This is a genomic window from bacterium (assembly GCA_016699125.1).
Taxonomy (GTDB): domain Bacteria; phylum Babelota; class Babeliae; order Babelales; family Vermiphilaceae; genus AWTP1-30.
On record CP064961.1, the window covers coordinates 119,005 to 135,462 of the forward strand.

A 16,458-nucleotide genomic window follows, 5' to 3' on the forward strand; every position below is an offset into this window, starting at 1 on the left:
TTTTGACTTTCCTAGTAGAAAAAAGGAGGGTGGTAGTGAAGAGAAAGCACGCGCCCTTTTCTATGTGACTCCGGTCCTGGTGGCTAAATATCCATTCTATGTTTTTTGATTCTACGACTCACAGAAGAGCGATTGACCCCTAAATAGTGGGCAATCCTGTTCTGGTTTTTATTAAAGCGTTGCCACAATAATGCCAGCGTTCGTCTGTCTTTGAGGGCTTTTTTGCCAAGTTTTTTGGCTTCTTGAATTGCCAGATCTGTTGCAGCAACAGCTGCAGGGATCGCAGGTTTTTCTTCTGTTTCTGTGATAGTCGGCGCCGGTTTGCCGTCATTTTGTAGCATCAAAGAAAGTATCTGATGACGTAAATCAGTGATGGATAAAGGTTTGTGAAGATGGAGTTTGCGTTTTTGACTTTCAGAAAGAGGCAGGAGGCCGGTATGACCCTTTGCCTGACGAATTTGATGCATATAGGCATCCACGAGCGCGTAATAGTCAGATTCTGTTAAAGATTCTAAAGTAGGCAGCCAGAAGTAGTGTGTTTTGCATGTGGTGTACAGGAAGGAATCTTTTATGGTCTCAAGTGCATCGTAAGATAGTGGTGTGTGTAATATAATCTGTACATTACTTTTTACCTGTACATTGCTATTTATTTTGGTGAATGCGCCAGTTTGAATATAAGTATACAGTTTTTGTTGAGTAGGTATATTTAAATAGGTGATATTTTCAATGAAAATAGTTCCATTATCCAAGGTTTCCAACAGTCCAGCTTTCGGTAGCATATTGTAGGATGTATGTGTACCAAAAAGGACCGCTTCATAATCTGCATATCGCATAGGATTGAACTGTTTGAATTCTCTATTTTTTTTACTTTCGTGAATCAACTTTGCGACTATTAATGCATCTGTGTGTGGACAGCCCAAAAAAAAGACCCTGCTGTTTAACATATTTTTTAATATATGTATTTTTTTAATGATTCCCTCTGTGGTATTAAGGGGGAAAAAAGTATGTAATAAGTTGCCGACTTTTGTTGATTGTAAATAAAGAAAATAGTGCCAGTCTTGGGTAGATGGCATAGATAAAAGTTGTTTATTTAAAACATCTGAAAGATTCGGCTTTGAAAGTATCATGATTACCTGCTTCTGGTCAATATGAGGAATGCCAATAGCCAGGATACCATGACTGTTTTGTTCCGTTTGTATGACTTTTGATAGTACCGATTTTTGTTCAATGACCTGTGCGATCAGTTTTTTGCATTCTTTTGTAATTGTATGGCCTTGATCCATATTCAAATCAACATTAGTAAAGGTAGTTGTAAACCGATTGCACGCAGTGAATAGTTTGTTTTTATATAAAAAAACGCCCACTTCCCTTACCTCTTGCGGCTCTATAAATGCTTTTATGCTTTCTTTTAGAATGTCTACTTCTTGCTCACTTTTAAGAATTCTTTCCATGAACATATGTTCTTTTTCTGTGTGATAGGTTAATTGGCGAGCCTGAAATGAACATATGATTCCGGCAAGATAGTTGCTGAATACGGTGATGACATCTTTGTGTGTTTCATCGAAAAATTGGCCAGATTTACTATTTCTGTCAAGTATAATATAGGCGATAATCTGGTTTTTTTCAAAAACTGGAATAATGGCTTCTGAATTAATGCGGTGTAAGATCTCGATCATTTTTTGGAAAAAATCATTTTGAAAATAGAAATTTGCAAAGTCTATTTCGTGATATTCGATAATCTTATGTTTTTTTAGTGCGGTCAGTACTAACAACCTATTTTGATCGGTGAATTTTTCGATTTCCTGGATAATAAAATAGGTACGATTGGTGTAGTTTTTGAAACTATCGATTGAGGTTGTCCTTTTAATCTTTTTTGCAAGGACACTGATCATGTTGTCCTGTTCAGCTTCAACTGGTTTTACTAGAAGATGAATTTTATTATAAGAAACACCAAGTGCTTTGCTAATGAATTCTCGTGTGTATTGGAGAATTTCATATTCATTTGCAGCGGTACTTAAATTAATGAGCGTTTCTTTGAAATTATTGTTAAAGGTCTGATCATTAAATAAGGAGTAGGTCTCTTTTGTATAAGGGAAAACAGGAATATTGACTATATATCGGGTGCAGTAATAGAAAAATGCGGTGAGTATCAGTGATGCCAAAACAATGAACAATGGATAGGATATGATAAAATAAAATGATTTTTCATGTAACAGATTCATATTAATAAAATCAGATATGACATACGGAATATAAAAATAAATAAGCAGATTGCGTGTTCTATTTTGTATGGCAAGTGGCACGTTTGTTGTTGCATTACGTAAGTGGTTAAACGTAGTCCAGATCGTGTACGGTATAATAAAGCACATAATATATGAAGCGTATAGGTTATGTATGACATATTCTATGTACGTTGTTTTTGTTTGCATTGTGTTATCGCTGTTCATTACAGCACTGAGTATAAAATAGATTCCAAAAAAACCGCTTACAAAGTTGGGCAGTATATGTGTTTTTAAAAGAGATCGCGGTTTTTTTGTTAAAAGGTTTTTTAACAGAAGCATTATTGAATGATAGTGTAACAGGCAGAAAAATAGGCAGAATTTAGTGAAAAAAGTGCTCAGTGTCTGTGGTGTGGTGAGGATTTTACAGTGGTATAGTTGGTTGATGACGCCATGTGTATCAATATAAATGCCTGAAAAAATGCTAATAAGCAGTATGGTTAACAGATATATTCCATGGTCAAGTCGTTTTGAATAATCATGTATTTTAAAAAAGAGGTACATCTTTCCTCCTAATCCCAACGCATGCGCAATAAGGAGAAGGCTGGAAGGTTTTACTAGTTCTTTAAAAAGATATACAAGATGGTTCATATTCAATTTGTCAAAAATTAAGCTCTGTTACTAGTTCATAATACACTAATTTTTCTGTTTTATATACTTTCTATTATTAGCTGAGTGTTTTAAAAAATCTAGTAAAGAAGTAGTTGTATGGAAATCTTTTAGAGAATTACTGATATAAAAGAGAGTAGAATGTGGGGTTTAAACTTTGTGTTTTTTTTAAAAAAAGCTATTATAGTCTTCATATGACGTCTTTTTAAAACTAAGTTATTATATTGCAAAATCCAAAGGGGTTACCATGCCAGTACCAAAACGTAAGCGTTCTCGTGTTCGTCGTGATAAAAGATTTGCCAATAAAGGTATCAAAGTTAAAACAGTGGTTGGTTGCAAAACCTGCAACAGTCCGTTAAGTCCGCATGCGATATGTACCCAATGTGGTCATTACAAAGGTGTTAAGATTTTAAGAACAAAAGTCGATCGCAGTGAAACACGTGCAGTTTTAAAACAGATGAAAACATCCAAACGTGTGCAGACAACTCCTGATGCGGCAACGGAAGCTTCTTAAACCATTCAATCCGAATAGTTAGTCATGCCAAAAATAGCTGTTGATGCAATGGGTGGTGATTATGCACCCATTGCGGTTGTCAAAGGTGCCGTAGCTGCCGCAAGAAAAGGGGTGAAGGTAACCCTTTTTGGTGATCATGATCGTGTAGCTGAGCTTCTTTCTGACGAATGTTCAGATTGGCAATTAAGGTTGCCTATTACGGTTGAGCACTGTTTTGATGTTGTTGATATGGCTGAGGTTGCAATTAAAAAGATGCTTATTAGAAAAGCATCATCGATGGCATGTGCAATTGATGCAGTTAAAATGGGGCGATTAGATGCATTTGTCTCTGCAGGTAATTCAGCAGCGGTACATGCATTTGCAATGTTTCAGCTTGGACGAATCAACGCAGTTTTGAGGCCTGCATTAGCCGGTTTTTTTCCAACTTTAAGTGGTGCGCAGGTCTTTTGTCTTGATTTAGGAGCAAATACCGATTGCAAGGCGGACTATCTGGTACAGTTTGCACAGATGGGATCCATATACGTTCAACATGCTACGGGGGTTAAGAATCCGCGGGTTGCACTTGTTTCAAATGGTCATGAACCATACAAGGGTTGCTCGACTGTGAAAAAAGCATATGAAGTGCTTTCTTGCATGCGTGATATTAATTTTATTGGTAATGTTGAAGCGCGTGACATCTTCCAAGGTGGTGTTGATGTGCTAGTGTGTGATGGCTTTATCGGAAATGTAATGCTAAAAACGGCACAAGGTACGGTTAATATGATGATGCAGATGTTAAAAAAATATGCTGAGCAGTCATTGTTTGATCGTTTTTTACTTGCTTGTAGTGGTCCATTGCTGCAAAAGTTGAAATCTAGTGTTGATTATGTCCATGCAGGTGGGGCCTTGCTGCTTGGTGTGAAAAAACCTGTTATTATTGCGCATGGTAGTTCAAATGCACAGGCGATAGAAAATGCTATTTTATTGGCTGAGCGTACGGTTAAAGACGGTGTTATTGCAAATATTAATAATGCAATACAAGACTGTTTGACAAAAAACCCTTTGTCTGTAGGGTCAAATCTGAATTTTGTTGATAAAGGATTACTGTAAAAAGCTTTTTCTTTATCTTTTTTATCCCCTGTGGTAATTTTGCTTTCATGATTTGTTTAACGTTAAAGATGGTAGGATTTTTATGAATTTTCAAACAATAAAACAGGAAGTATTAGAGCTTTTTAATGGTAGTTTCAATATCTATGAGCAGAAATATATTCAGTACGTATTAGGTTTTGTTCTAGCAATCTTAGTAGCTGGTGGCTTAGGGTATGGATATTCTGCTTATCGAAACATTCAGAACAGCAAAGCATTTGAGGCCTTGTCTGAATGTATTGTACGTTTAGATGAGTTTAGTTTGAAAAAAGAAACCGTTGATTGGCAAGAGTTAGTCACATTTTTTGAGCAAAAAAAACGTGAACATGTTGCGTCGGGCATTGCTCCGTATTTTGATATTCTCATTTCTGATGTGCTGATCAAAGATGGTAAAATAGACGGTGCGTTAGAACTGTTGAAAAATCTGAGAGTTGAAAATAATGCGTTGCGTGACATGCTGCGCTTAAAATATGCGCTTATTCTTGTAGATCAAGATGCACCTGAGCGCCAAAAAGATGGCTTTGTGCTTATTGATGAACTTACAAAGTCTGCTGATCCGTTAGTTAAAGATGCGATTTTGTATCAATCAGCTCGTTGTTATTTTGCTCATAACGATCAACAGAAAGCAAAACAACTTCTGCAGCAGTTAGTTGATGATCAGGCATACAATCAGTTGACGGCGCCTTCATATTGGTCTTCATTAGCACGAGTCAAACTTGGTCAACTTTTATAAATTACATCGTTAGTGAGTATTCATGGAACATAAAACTGTCCGTGTACGTTTTGCCCCGTCACCAACGGGGCATCTCCATGTTGGGGGGTTGCGTACTGCGTTGTTTAACTATCTTTTTGCAAAACATAATAACGGTGTTTACCTTCTTCGTTGTGAAGATACTGATCTTGAACGTTCAACAGAAGCGTTTTTTGATTCTCAGATGCGTTCGTTTGAATGGGTGGGTCTGATTCCTGATGAACCGGTGGTAATTCAGTCTACACGGTTTGCTCAGCATTTTAAAGTTATTGACTCATTAATTGAGCGAAAAAAAGCATATAAATGTTATTGTACGGAGCAAGCGTTGGCAGCACGCCTTGGCAAAACTGATGAAAATGATTTTATTCGTTATGATAGATACTGTTTTTACAATCAAACGGCACATGATGAAAAAGATCCATTTGTTATCCGTTTTTGTATGCCAGAGTCTTTGTCGGAGTATATTTTTGATGATCTGATTAGAGGTCAGATCAGTTTTTCGCCTGAACAGTATGATGACTTTATTATTGTACGTACCGATGGTGTTCCTGTGTATAATTTTGTGGTTGTTGTTGATGATGCTTTTATGGCAATTACTCATGTGATTCGAGGTGAGGAGCATATTGCAAATACGCCAAAGCAGATAGCCATTTATAATGCTTGTGGATATAAGGTTCCATTCTTTGCACATTTACCAATGATTTTGGGCGCTTCTGGGGCAAAATTAAGCAAGCGAGATGGGGCGACTTCGGTAAATGATTATAAGGAGCATGGATATTTACCAGAAGCACTTGTTAACTATCTGGCAAAACTCGGGTGGGCATACAAAGATCAAGAGATTTTTTCTATGCAAGAACTTATTACACATTTTTCATTAGAAGGCGTGGGTAAGAAAGGTTCAATTTTTGATCCTGAAAAACTCAACTGGATGAACGGACTCTATATTAAAAATATGTCTGCACGCACATTATATGAATATATGTGCACTGAGCTTGAGTATAGGTTCGGCGAACTGTTACCAGGTTGGTCACAAGAGCGTATTGAAAAGGCGATTGACGTATTCAAGGGCCGTGTTATAACGCTTGAAGAGTTAAAGAATGAGTTAGGTACATTGCGTGGTCAAGGTAATGTGCTTATTCCTGAATTTACAAAAGAGATGAAGCAGTATGTAGCAATGGTGAGGGAGCGATTTTTAAAGGAGGGTATTTCTGCAAATACTATTAAAGAGGTAGCCAAAGAAGCGGACGTTCCAATCGTTTTAGTTGCACAGCCAGTACGCCTTGCATTAATAGGCAAATTACACGGACCTGGTATAGGCGATTTAATACATTTGCTTACGACGCAAGAGGTGCTGGAAAGACTGAAAAAACTGGAGGACGTCCCATTTATATAAAAAAGGAGTAGGGCGTAATGAAGGTTGCAGTAGTTTTTCCTGGGTATTCAGGACAATATGTGGGTATGGGCAAGGATTTTTATGATAATCATCGGTTTGTGCAAGAATATTTTGAAGAGGCGTCAAGCTGTTTGAATCTTAACTTTGTTAAGTTATGTTTTGCTTCTTCTGATGCTGAACTTGGCAAAATCCATAATGCCTATCCTTCACTATTTCTTGTAAGCACGGCAATTGGTTTGCTGATGATAAACGAAGGCATCATACCATCTGTTTTGGCAGGATATTGTGATGGTGAATTTGCAGCGCTTTCAGTTGCAAAATGTATTAACCTTGCAGATGGTCTTTACTTTCTATCTAAATACAGTGTTTTTTACGAAGATTTTATTAAAAAAAGTAAGTTTTCAGCGTTGCGTATCATGGGTGTTCCTGCAGAGCTATTGCAAGAAGGATGTCTTACAGTAAGTAATGGTAATGAGGTTGTATTTGTTGGTATCTGTTTTTCAGGTACTGATCATATCGTTTCTGGTCATCGCGATGCGCTTGAGCGACTGATCGATTTTTTACATGGACAAAAGGCCATTAAGTTTGAGCATGTCAGCATCGGAATGGGTCTGCATTCTCCAATGATGATCGATATTGTTCGTTTATTAAAAATGTACTTAGAAAAACTTGATTTTAGGCCATTGAAGACTCCGTTTGTGAGTGCATTAAATGGCGAGTTGGTACTTGATGGACCGGCAGCAAAAAACTTATTGTTGCGTCATATTGATGGATCTTTATACTATTCAAAGATTGTGTCTTATTTGGCAGATTATGACCTTATTATAGAGATAGGAAACAGGGTTATGTTACATCACCTTTTGAAAAAAGAATATCCTGAAAAAAAGATATTTGAGGTACGAAGAAGTTCGGATTTACTTGCATTACAGCGATTAATACATAATCAATAACTATGGAGTTGCAGTGGCAGAAAAAAACAGATTAGATACATTTACTAAGATTGCAGAAATAGTTGCAGACAAGTTGAACATTGATAAGGGATTAATTACTGGCTCGGCGACACTTGAGGGGCTGGGTGCTGATTCACTTGATGTGATCGAAATTATTATGAAGATCGAAGAGCAGTTTGAAGTACAGATTGATGATCAGGAAGCAGAGACATTGCATACATTGGATGCAGTAGTTGATTATGTGCAAAAACTGCGTACGTAGGCAAGAAAGTTTTTATTACTATATGTTTTAAAGGAAGTGCATTGAAATTTTGCAATGTGCTTCCTTTAAAATTTTAATCCAAAGTTTGCATCAAGGCTCCAGTGACACGCAGTTTGTAGATTTTTCACACTCCTTTTATTCTGATCATGGTGACCATCAAAACTGATTGCAGTACCGATTCTGTAAAAAGAGTTTACCGTTTCTGTGATGAACTGTTGATATTCTAGTGCACTGAAAAATCTGTGTATCACTGTTAATGGATTTCGAGCAGAATGTATACTTACATCTGAGGTCTGTATATATGTGGTAATGGGATCTGAAAAGCTTGCTTGATCAGTGATAGATCCAGTAGTAATTGTTGTTGTACTTGCAGTTGTGTTGTCAATAGTGTTGGTACTTGTATTGAAAAGATTTTGCGTGCCTTTTATGCCGTATCGTTCTGGAGTGACTGTTTCTTGCAGTTCTATTTTGTCTCGGCTTTTTATATAACCGTTATATCCAATGTGTCCGTTGATATTTTTGTACTGCATGCCAAACATGCATATGCCTTCAAAAATGATGTCGTTACTCACTTTGCATGACAGTGTGGTTACATTGATTGCAGGAATAATGCTGCCTGTTGCTTGGCCTTGATTGAACTCTTTGAGGGGTATATATCTGCTGAGTGGGCCATTTTGTTTAAAATCAAATGAGCGTTTTTCCGTTTTTCCAAATCCGTGGGCAAGCGTGCAAGAGACAAAAAGCTCAATGGTGCTTTCAAAATTTTTGTAAAGTTCCGTATTCCATATGCCAGAAATGCCCATGACTGTCTGACTTCCATTACCAGAGATTGGTTCAAAGACTGTTTTATTTTTTGAGTGACGACTGGTTGGAAATGTAAAGTGAACTTCTGAGGTCAGTTTGTGAATCGGAGTTTTGACCCATTGCAGTCCTAGTGCCCATGATATGTCACCAACTCCTTGTCTGTTTTTGACTTTCAAAAGTCCGTTTTGCAGCGGTTGGAGACTACCAGTTGTTTTTGGATAGGTCACTGCATCGGTAAAACTGGTATATGGTGATCTGGTCGTTTGATGTGTGTTGATTATGTTTCCTGCTGGAAACGCGGTTGATCTGTTTTCTGCGTCGATAATTTCATGCATATGAATGCCAGATTTTTCAAACGACCATGGTATTACTGTGTAGCAGTACATTCCTTCCAGCATAACGTCCAGGAATGTTCCAACGATGGTAGAAACTGTTACGTTATAGTTGATCGGTTTTAACTGTACAGTGCTCGAAAACGATGGAGAAAGACCAAAATAATCGGCAATAAGCGCGGTATCGTTGCGATTGACAACTGAGCTGCCTTGAATAAATAAGGTATCGGAGCCAAATATCTGATCAGCAATCCGTTCGTTTTTAAAGAGGTGTTCAAAAGTGACATCGATGGAACAAAGGTAGTGTGATTCTGTCATGTTTTTCTTTTGGATGTTTTGATGTAGATAAAGCTGCCCAATACCGCTGTAAACTGTTTTGTTTTGATTAACAGATGAAATAGTGTCATGCTTGGTTTGTGCACCCAGTTGACTGTACATGATTATTAAAAAGGTGATTAGCATAACATACATAATGGGTTGCGTATTTTTTGCGACGTTGTTCATCAATGTGACTTTCTTTGGCCTTTTTTAATAGCTTACTGCACAGTTTAACCAGATACCCCATTGTGACACCGGCGTGTGGTGATACATCTTTTTATCCCTGCTTGCGTGTCCCCATTCAACCTGCCCGCCCAATCCAACTGTTGGATTCCATCCATGTATTGCATCAAATGAATAGCTTGTGTTTGCAAACAGTTTGCATGAACCGGCTTGTGTTCGTGCACCTTCAATATCAAGATCATTGAAGGTAATAAATACTGGTGGATTAGAAGTTTTGATTTGTTCTCTTTCCTTTGTGGGATCTAGGTTCGGTGCGTTTGTCAAGCCGGTTGCGGCTGATGTTCCAGTTGTATCTTGAATCTGTGCAATACCAGGATTGTCAATCAGACCATTTTGTACCACCGCAAGGTCTGTTGGACTGTTTTTCTTTGTAAATCTAAGTCCTGAAAATATGGTTGCTTTATTTTGTGTTGCCGATAATGGAATGGCATCCTCTGCTGAAAATCCGTATACCTGTGAATCACCTTTCAATCCGATATCAAAGGTTGGATTGGTGGAAAACTCTATCTTATCTTTGCTGCGCATCCATACGTTAAAACCACAATTAAATGACCAGTTTTTCTGGCTGTATTGTAACATGCCTAACAGTTCTGTTTGAATACTATTTGATACATCAACTTTTAGTGCAGTTGCGTTTGCAACAGGTAAGAAATGTTTTGCAAACTGGTAACCAACTGCTTTGCCGGTTGCCGCACCCTCTCCGGCTCCTGTTTGCAACGTATCGGCAGCTACTGTATTTACTGATTCAAGTTCACCTGCGAGCATATATCGTGACAGTGGTTTATCTTGCAGATCAAATACACGCATTTGTGATGTCCTGAACAGATGGCCAACATAGACATCAAAAGCGAAAGTAAGATTCTGATTTTGATCTGCATTCTGCCACAGTTGCATAGATCCGTTCAGTTTGCCACCAATTTCCCAATGATGTCCATTTCCAGTTACCGGCTCTAAAAGATCTGTGCTTTGAACCTTTTTTCCAGTTGGCGCAGTTATTTCAAATGCAGCACCGAGTGTAGTTTTTTCTGACCATTCTCTGTTGACACCGCAGGTTATGATGGTGTCTGCCATACCGTTGTGTTTTAATGCTTCTTTTCTTATCTTTGCATATTTTAACGGTTCAAATAACGTTTGACTTGTATTTGGAATTTCTGAGCCTGCAAAATAGTCTGATGCTGTTGCAAGTAGTTGTGCGGGTGTTAATAAACTATCCGAAACAAAATAGCCGGCAGGGTGTGTTTGTGTGCCTTGATTCGTCACGGTTTCTTTGAAATTTAAATGAGTCACCATATGTACAAAGGAGGTTCGTGCAGCAAGATATAAACCATCATACCAGCTGTGTAAATCTAATCTGAAGGATGGAGACAATGCAAACTGTTTTATTTTTGGATGAAGGGTGACGATGCTTTCAAAATTTTGCGGCAGATAAAAATAGTCGGCTAACAGTGCTGTATCAAGGCGTTCAGTAATCTGTGAGCCGGAAATTGAGATAAACTTCATGTTATCGTCATCGTTGCTATTAACAGAACTTAATACACCATCAAACAGACAGTTGCTCATAGTTCTTTCTTTAAAATTGCTATTCCATTCGCCAGCAAGGGATAGTCTGCCATTGAGCCCTTTTTTGTTTTGCGTCGGTTGATAGATTGCATAATCTCGTGCATAGTTTCGTGTTGCGGATCGAAATGTAAAATGGGTTACGTTTGCAAAAAGCTGAACAGAAGACAGGAGTCCAATGAATAGCAAGAACTGTGGATTATAAAGTGAGGTAAGCATGTCTCTCCTTTTTATGATTAAAAGACTCTTGACCAGGTATACCTCATTTGCCCAAAAAACGCAATCGATAATAAAAAAGGCTGATTGATTATGCACCAATCAGCCTTGAGTACTATTGCTTTACCATTTGGAGATCTAACACATTAAAAAATGTTACATCTACCTTTAATTAAAGGACAATCCGCCCTTCAACCATACACCCCACTGGGACAACGCGCCATTTACGGTTGAGCTTATGTTGCTTGTAACCGTTGCAGAGGTATTATCATCGTTGTCATTGTGGTGACTTCCACGGCCGAATTCAACTTCAGCACCGATACCAATGAATGGAATCCAATCTTCACGATCGATCCAGGTGTAGTTTACATGGGTGAAGATTTTGTGTGATTGAAGTTTGGTTTCTGCGCCTTCAAAATCAATATCAGTTAATGCAATTAACACAGGAGCTGATGATGTATTGATTGCTGTTCCACTTGGTTTATCATTTAATGCTTGACTGTTAGTTGCGTTGTATGCTGCAACGGCGGAATCAATTCCAATATTTGTTGTTCCTGTTACTTTTGAGCTGTTTACTGTTGCAGCGCTGTCTGTTGCTGACAATGCAATGGTGTTGGTGCTTTCAAATCCGTACACTGATGAAAGGCCTTTTAATGCCCAGGTGTTTGCAGCAAAGGTGATCAGCTTGTCATCGGCGTCGGTATCTTGATGGATTGTTTCGGTGCTTCCGCCAAAGAACTCATAACCAAGATCCAAGCTCCAGCCTCTGCAGGTGAAGTTGAACATACCAACCACGTCTGCCTGTACGCCTACGCTTGTTTTTACATCAAGGGTAGTGATGTTTGCAACGGGAGCATATTCTGCTGCGAACTGATAGTTTGGTTTTGTGGTTGCATTTCCTGCGCCAAGGTCAACGTTTTTCATCATTTTTTCAGCCAAAGCATAACGGCTTAATGGTTTACCTTTTAGATCAAAAGTACGTGTTTGACGTGCTTTTAATAGATGAGTGAAATCAGCTTCAAATACAAAATCAAAGCGTTTTTCGTCATCTTCTGATCTCCACACGGTGTAATGTGAAGTTACGCCACCGCCAACTTCCCAGTGTTTACCGTTACCAGCTGTTGGTTCAAAAAGCAATACTGCATGTGGTTTGCGGCTTGTTGGAGCAGCTGCTTGGAAGTTCAATCCAAAATGGTAGTCTTCATCCAACAAAACGTTATAACCGACTTCAAAACGCAATTCAAACTCATTTTCTGAATGTTTTTGATTGTCTATTTTTGCATATTGCAATGCATTTGCTTTTACTGTTGAGCTGGTTACTGTTTTTGTTCCAGCTGCATAATCAGCAAATGAGCTTAAAAGGTTGCCAGAGGTGATCGCTGTTTTATCAAAAAAACCGGCCTCATATCCAGCGGTACCTGCTTTGTTAACCTGTTCATTAAAGCCTAATTCATGACGTGAATGAACAAATGGTCCAAATGCTCTGAAGTACAAGCCTTCTACCCATTCATCAAAAGCCATATAAAAATTGAAATCTACTTGGAAGCGTTGAACTTTTGGCTTGAATGTTAATGTGCTTTTGAAATCTCTTGGAAGATAGAAGTTTTCAGCAAGTAGATCGCCTGATGCACGTCCAGCAACAGCAGATCCTGAAACAATCACTTGTTGATTATCGTCAGCAGTACCAGTAACGATTGATGATCCTAAAAATGCTTTTGCAATTCCACTTGATTTTAAAGATTCGCTATATTTAAAACGTGAGGACAAGGTACCGTACAGTGCTTCCATTTCTGGGATAGCTGTATGATGACTTGTTGTTCCGACGATTTTGCCAGCAGTGTCGCGTGATGCTGGACGAAGATTTATAAACGGTGCGCTGTTATTATTGCTATCTGCAACTACTGACAGCATGCTTGTAAAACCTATTGCTGCACCTAAAAATTTAATACGTATTGTATTCATAAAACTAACTCCTCATTACTCTGAACTAGATAGATAAACTGTAAAATAAGACATCTTACAGTGACGTGTTGTATAGCCTTTTTTTAGTAGGTCGATTGGCCTCCTTTCGATTCTTACAATGGTGATATTGCCCTTGTCAAACGTAACTTTTATTAAAAAAGTTGTTTGGACATTTTGCAATATCTTATCGATTCAGTCATGCAATTCAAATACTTTATCTAACCCTCCTACAATATATAATGATTTTTTTAAAATTGTAAAGAGATGTTTGATTTGGAGAAGCCATCAGTAGAGCAGTTTCCCTGTTTTGAATAATTATTTAAAACAGCTAGAGCCAATTTTCATTTTACTAGACTCTTTGAATGCGATTGGGTCGTTATTTTTTGATTTTAATTCTTTTGAGTATCTAGAAAGCTGGTTAACAGTTATTAAAGGATCTTTTATAATTTCGATGTGATCGCATTCATAGTTTAGTCTGTGTGTAATATTCTGATTGTTTATCAGTTTCGCTTTATCTTGTGCTATCAATAAATCCTGTTGTTGCATTAGAGTGCCAACTTCTGTTTTGCAGCTACCACTTAAGATAGGTTCATTGTAAGAACTATTGTGCAAAGTAAGATTCATGGCCAGATTTTTGGTAACGGTTAAAAGTAAAAAAATGTGAATAGGGAGGCATATGATTTGTACATTGCAGTTCTTTATCCGTCATTAAAAACAGTACTTTAAAAGTATCTTTGATCATACGGTCTTTGATTCAGTTTCAAATTTTTTTATAAAAAAAGCAATTTTTTAATCTGCTGTAGTTTGCCTTGCTTATCTTGCGATTATTTCTGTACATATTGTAGGATTGAAAAAAGAATGATTAAGGTCTTATTAATGTTGAAAAATATTTTTTTGCAAAATTCTATTTTTGCGTTGTCTACCGTTTTGGTTATGTTTGCCGTTTTCGTGCATCGTTTTGAAAACAATTTCTTTTTGACTGCTTCTGATAATTTTGGTCAAGGACATCCTTTTTTTATTATCTGTAATGCAATTAGTTCTTTCTTATTTTTTTTAGTAGGTTCTATTGGCATGTACGCAGTGGCTTTTGTTTGTGGGGCTATGATGTATTTTTATTTTTTTCAAAACGGTTTTTATCCTTGGGAAAGATTCTTCGCTTTGTTTTGTCTGCCGTTTTGTATTGCAATACTATCTTCACTGGCTTCGTTCCAACAACTACAGGTTTTCTCTTTTGATGCAGGGGGAATCGTTGGCTTTTTCTTTGCGTCTCTGTTAAAAGATCATGCTTCGTTTTGTGATTACATTATTCAGGGACTGTTTTTTATACTGATTCTGTTGATTTATCAGTGTGCGTACATCGAGGGGTTATTGTTTGTTTTAAAAACAGTTTTGTTTCAGCTCTGTGCTTTTTTTCTTTTCTTTTATCAGTTTTTAAAGGGTGTAGTATCAAATGTATATCGAATGTTGTCTTCTGTTACAAAAACCGATTTACAGGCTGAGGATTCCAGATCTAAGCAAAAAGAGGTTTTTGGTCATATTCAAACAGATATTTCTACTAATCATGTTAAAACTGGCAAGCACTATGTGGTGTTGAACGAAAAAAAGAGTGGGTATCATCCCTGTCTTGCAGCTGCCCATTTTACAGAGACAGTAGTGTCAAGCAAAATGGAAGAGCAAGCGGCTCTGCAGATTGATCAAAAGATAGTCGTTTTGGAAAAAAAATTAGCATGTTTTGGGATAGAAGGTCATGTTACTGAAGTTCATATTGGACCAATTCTTGTGTTGTTTGAATATCAGCCAGCTATTGATATTAAGTTGAGTAAGATTATGGCATTGGAAGATGATCTTGCAATGGCTCTTGAGTCAGTTTCAACGCGAATTTTGGCACCCATTCCAGGAAAAGCGGTAGTTGGATTTGAAGTTGCACATACTGCCAGAAGGTTGATTCTGTTTGCAGATCTGTTTGTTGCTGATCAATATTGCAATAGTGACAAGCTATTACCATTAATTTTGGGTGTTAATGTGTTATCCGAACCTGTGATAGTTGATCTTGCGGTGTTGCCTCATTTATTGTTGGCAGGATCGACCGGTTCTGGAAAGTCTGTTGTGCTCAATACGATGTTAGTAAGCTTATTGCATAAAAATAGTTTTGATAAAATGAAGTTGATACTTATTGATCCTAAGCGGCTTGAGTTTTCGGTTTTTGCAGATATACCACATCTGTTATTTCCCATTGTCACTGAAGCACCTGAAGCGGTACGTGTTTTGAAATGGGTAGTTCAAGAGATGGAGGACCGTTATGAAAAAATGGCCGCTTGTGGTGCGCGTAGTCTGTATGAATTTAATCAAATGCATAAAAATAAAGGCAGTGCAATGCCATTTGTTGTGATAGTCATTGATGAGTTTTCTGATCTGATTTTAACTGCAGGTAAAGAGCTTGAAACGCTTATTATTCGTATTGCACAGATGGCAAGAGCATCCGGAATTCATATGATTATTGCGACACAAAGACCTTCTGTTGATGTGGTAACTGGAATTGTGAAAGCAAATTTTCCTGCACGCATCTGTTTGCGGGTTGCTTCTCGGGTTGATTCTCGTACTGTTTTGGATGTGTGTGGTGCTGAAAGGTTATTAACCAAAGGTGACATGCTTTTTTTAAATCCAACAGCTGGAACGTTAGATAGAATACATGGTTCATATTTCAAACTGCATGAGTTAGAGTCTTTTCTTTCTTGTATTCGTAAACTTGGTTCACCTTCTTATATACACTGTGTTGAAACTTCTGTTACAAGCTTACCTGATATGATAGAAGATTCTGATTTTTATAAAGAGGTTATAACGTTTGTTAAGCAGGAGCAGGCCGTGTCAATATCCTTATTGCAAAGAAGATTTCGAATAGGATTTAATCGATCAGCTCGAATTATTGAACTACTTGAAAAACAGGGCATTATCATGCCAATTGAGGGTTCAAAATTGAGGCGCGTAGTTCGTTAATATTGTTTTTCTATGTTTATTTTTTATTTCTTTACTTGACAAAGGATAAAAAAAAGGACATGTTGTTCCCCAAATCAAAGGAAAATATACAATGGTGTGTTATCTAGAGTAAGAAATAGTATTACGTAAAAAGATTGGTAGTAGTGTTC

At 37.6% G+C, this 16,458-nt stretch carries 12 protein-coding genes; 7 read left to right on the plus strand and 5 right to left on the minus strand.

Features of this window, described 5'->3' with window-relative positions; genetic code table 11:
* Nucleotides 1-83: 83 nt before the first annotated feature.
* Nucleotides 84-2,870 carry a sigma 54-interacting transcriptional regulator gene (locus IPG37_00610; GenBank protein ID QQR53916.1) on the minus strand — a complete coding sequence of 929 codons (2,787 nt, stop codon included), beginning with the start codon at nucleotides 2,868-2,870 and terminating at the stop codon, nucleotides 84-86.
* Between the two features lie 265 nt (nucleotides 2,871-3,135).
* On the opposite strand from IPG37_00610, the gene rpmF reads away from it, so the two are divergent.
* From rpmF to acpP, 6 genes are all read left to right on the plus strand, one after another.
* A complete protein-coding gene (gene rpmF, locus IPG37_00615) occupies nucleotides 3,136-3,402 on the plus strand; it encodes a 50S ribosomal protein L32 (protein QQR53917.1) in 267 nt (88 codons plus the stop codon).
* Nucleotides 3,403-3,426: 24 nt separating this feature from the next.
* Entirely contained in the window at nucleotides 3,427-4,491 is a 1,065-nt protein-coding gene (gene plsX / locus IPG37_00620; GenBank protein QQR53918.1) for a phosphate acyltransferase PlsX, read from the plus strand.
* An 82-nt stretch (nucleotides 4,492-4,573) separates the two neighbouring features.
* Complete coding sequence (locus tag IPG37_00625; protein QQR53919.1) at nucleotides 4,574-5,260, plus strand: tetratricopeptide repeat protein; 687 nt, start codon at nucleotides 4,574-4,576, stop codon at nucleotides 5,258-5,260.
* A 22-nt stretch (nucleotides 5,261-5,282) separates the two neighbouring features.
* Nucleotides 5,283-6,671, plus strand: coding sequence for a glutamate--tRNA ligase (gene gltX, locus IPG37_00630; protein ID QQR53920.1), 1,389 nt, complete (start codon nucleotides 5,283-5,285; stop codon nucleotides 6,669-6,671).
* Nucleotides 6,672-6,688: 17 nt separating this feature from the next.
* Nucleotides 6,689-7,621, plus strand: a complete 933-nt coding sequence (locus IPG37_00635; GenBank protein QQR53921.1) for an ACP S-malonyltransferase — start codon at nucleotides 6,689-6,691, stop codon at nucleotides 7,619-7,621.
* Nucleotides 7,622-7,634: 13 nt separating this feature from the next.
* The gene (gene acpP, locus IPG37_00640; protein ID QQR53922.1) at nucleotides 7,635-7,883 is read left to right on the plus strand and encodes an acyl carrier protein; all 249 of its coding nucleotides are present in this window, start codon (nucleotides 7,635-7,637) and stop codon (nucleotides 7,881-7,883) included.
* Between the two features lie 65 nt (nucleotides 7,884-7,948).
* On the opposite strand, the gene IPG37_00645 is transcribed toward acpP, so the two are convergent.
* The 4 genes from IPG37_00645 to IPG37_00660 all read right to left on the minus strand — a co-directional run bounded on the left by IPG37_00645 (nucleotide 7,949) and on the right by IPG37_00660 (nucleotide 13,939).
* A complete protein-coding gene (locus IPG37_00645; GenBank protein QQR53923.1) occupies nucleotides 7,949-9,523 on the minus strand; it encodes a hypothetical protein in 1,575 nt (524 codons plus the stop codon).
* Nucleotides 9,524-9,547: 24 nt separating this feature from the next.
* Nucleotides 9,548-11,356 carry a hypothetical protein gene (locus IPG37_00650; GenBank protein QQR53924.1) on the minus strand — a complete coding sequence of 603 codons (1,809 nt, stop codon included), beginning with the start codon at nucleotides 11,354-11,356 and terminating at the stop codon, nucleotides 9,548-9,550.
* A gap of 165 nt (nucleotides 11,357-11,521) precedes the next feature.
* The gene (locus IPG37_00655) at nucleotides 11,522-13,315 is read right to left on the minus strand and encodes a hypothetical protein (protein QQR53925.1); all 1,794 of its coding nucleotides are present in this window, start codon (nucleotides 13,313-13,315) and stop codon (nucleotides 11,522-11,524) included.
* 315 nt (nucleotides 13,316-13,630) lie between these two features.
* Nucleotides 13,631-13,939 carry a hypothetical protein gene (locus IPG37_00660; GenBank protein ID QQR53926.1) on the minus strand — a complete coding sequence of 103 codons (309 nt, stop codon included), beginning with the start codon at nucleotides 13,937-13,939 and terminating at the stop codon, nucleotides 13,631-13,633.
* A gap of 252 nt (nucleotides 13,940-14,191) precedes the next feature.
* On the opposite strand from IPG37_00660, the gene IPG37_00665 reads away from it, so the two are divergent.
* A complete protein-coding gene (locus IPG37_00665; protein ID QQR53927.1) occupies nucleotides 14,192-16,309 on the plus strand; it encodes a DUF87 domain-containing protein in 2,118 nt (705 codons plus the stop codon).
* Nucleotides 16,310-16,458 lie beyond the last annotated feature (149 nt).

Bases quoted from the DNA above. Each gene is read 5' to 3' on its own strand.
- IPG37_00610 (QQR53916.1), bottom strand. From the start codon at position 2,870: ATGAACCATCTTGTATATCTTTTTAAAGAACTAGTAAAACCTTCCAGC.
- rpmF (QQR53917.1), top strand. From the start codon at position 3,136: ATGCCAGTACCAAAACGTAAGCGTTCTCGTGTTCGTCGTGATAAAAGA.
- plsX (QQR53918.1), top strand. From the start codon at position 3,427: ATGCCAAAAATAGCTGTTGATGCAATGGGTGGTGATTATGCACCCATT.
- IPG37_00625 (QQR53919.1), top strand. From the start codon at position 4,574: ATGAATTTTCAAACAATAAAACAGGAAGTATTAGAGCTTTTTAATGGT.
- gltX (QQR53920.1), top strand. From the start codon at position 5,283: ATGGAACATAAAACTGTCCGTGTACGTTTTGCCCCGTCACCAACGGGG.
- IPG37_00635 (QQR53921.1), top strand. From the start codon at position 6,689: ATGAAGGTTGCAGTAGTTTTTCCTGGGTATTCAGGACAATATGTGGGT.
- IPG37_00645 (QQR53923.1), bottom strand. From the start codon at position 9,523: ATGAACAACGTCGCAAAAAATACGCAACCCATTATGTATGTTATGCTA.
- IPG37_00650 (QQR53924.1), bottom strand. From the start codon at position 11,356: ATGCTTACCTCACTTTATAATCCACAGTTCTTGCTATTCATTGGACTC.
- IPG37_00655 (QQR53925.1), bottom strand. From the start codon at position 13,315: ATGAATACAATACGTATTAAATTTTTAGGTGCAGCAATAGGTTTTACA.
- IPG37_00660 (QQR53926.1), bottom strand. From the start codon at position 13,939: ATGAATCTTACTTTGCACAATAGTTCTTACAATGAACCTATCTTAAGT.
- IPG37_00665 (QQR53927.1), top strand. From the start codon at position 14,192: ATGTTGAAAAATATTTTTTTGCAAAATTCTATTTTTGCGTTGTCTACC.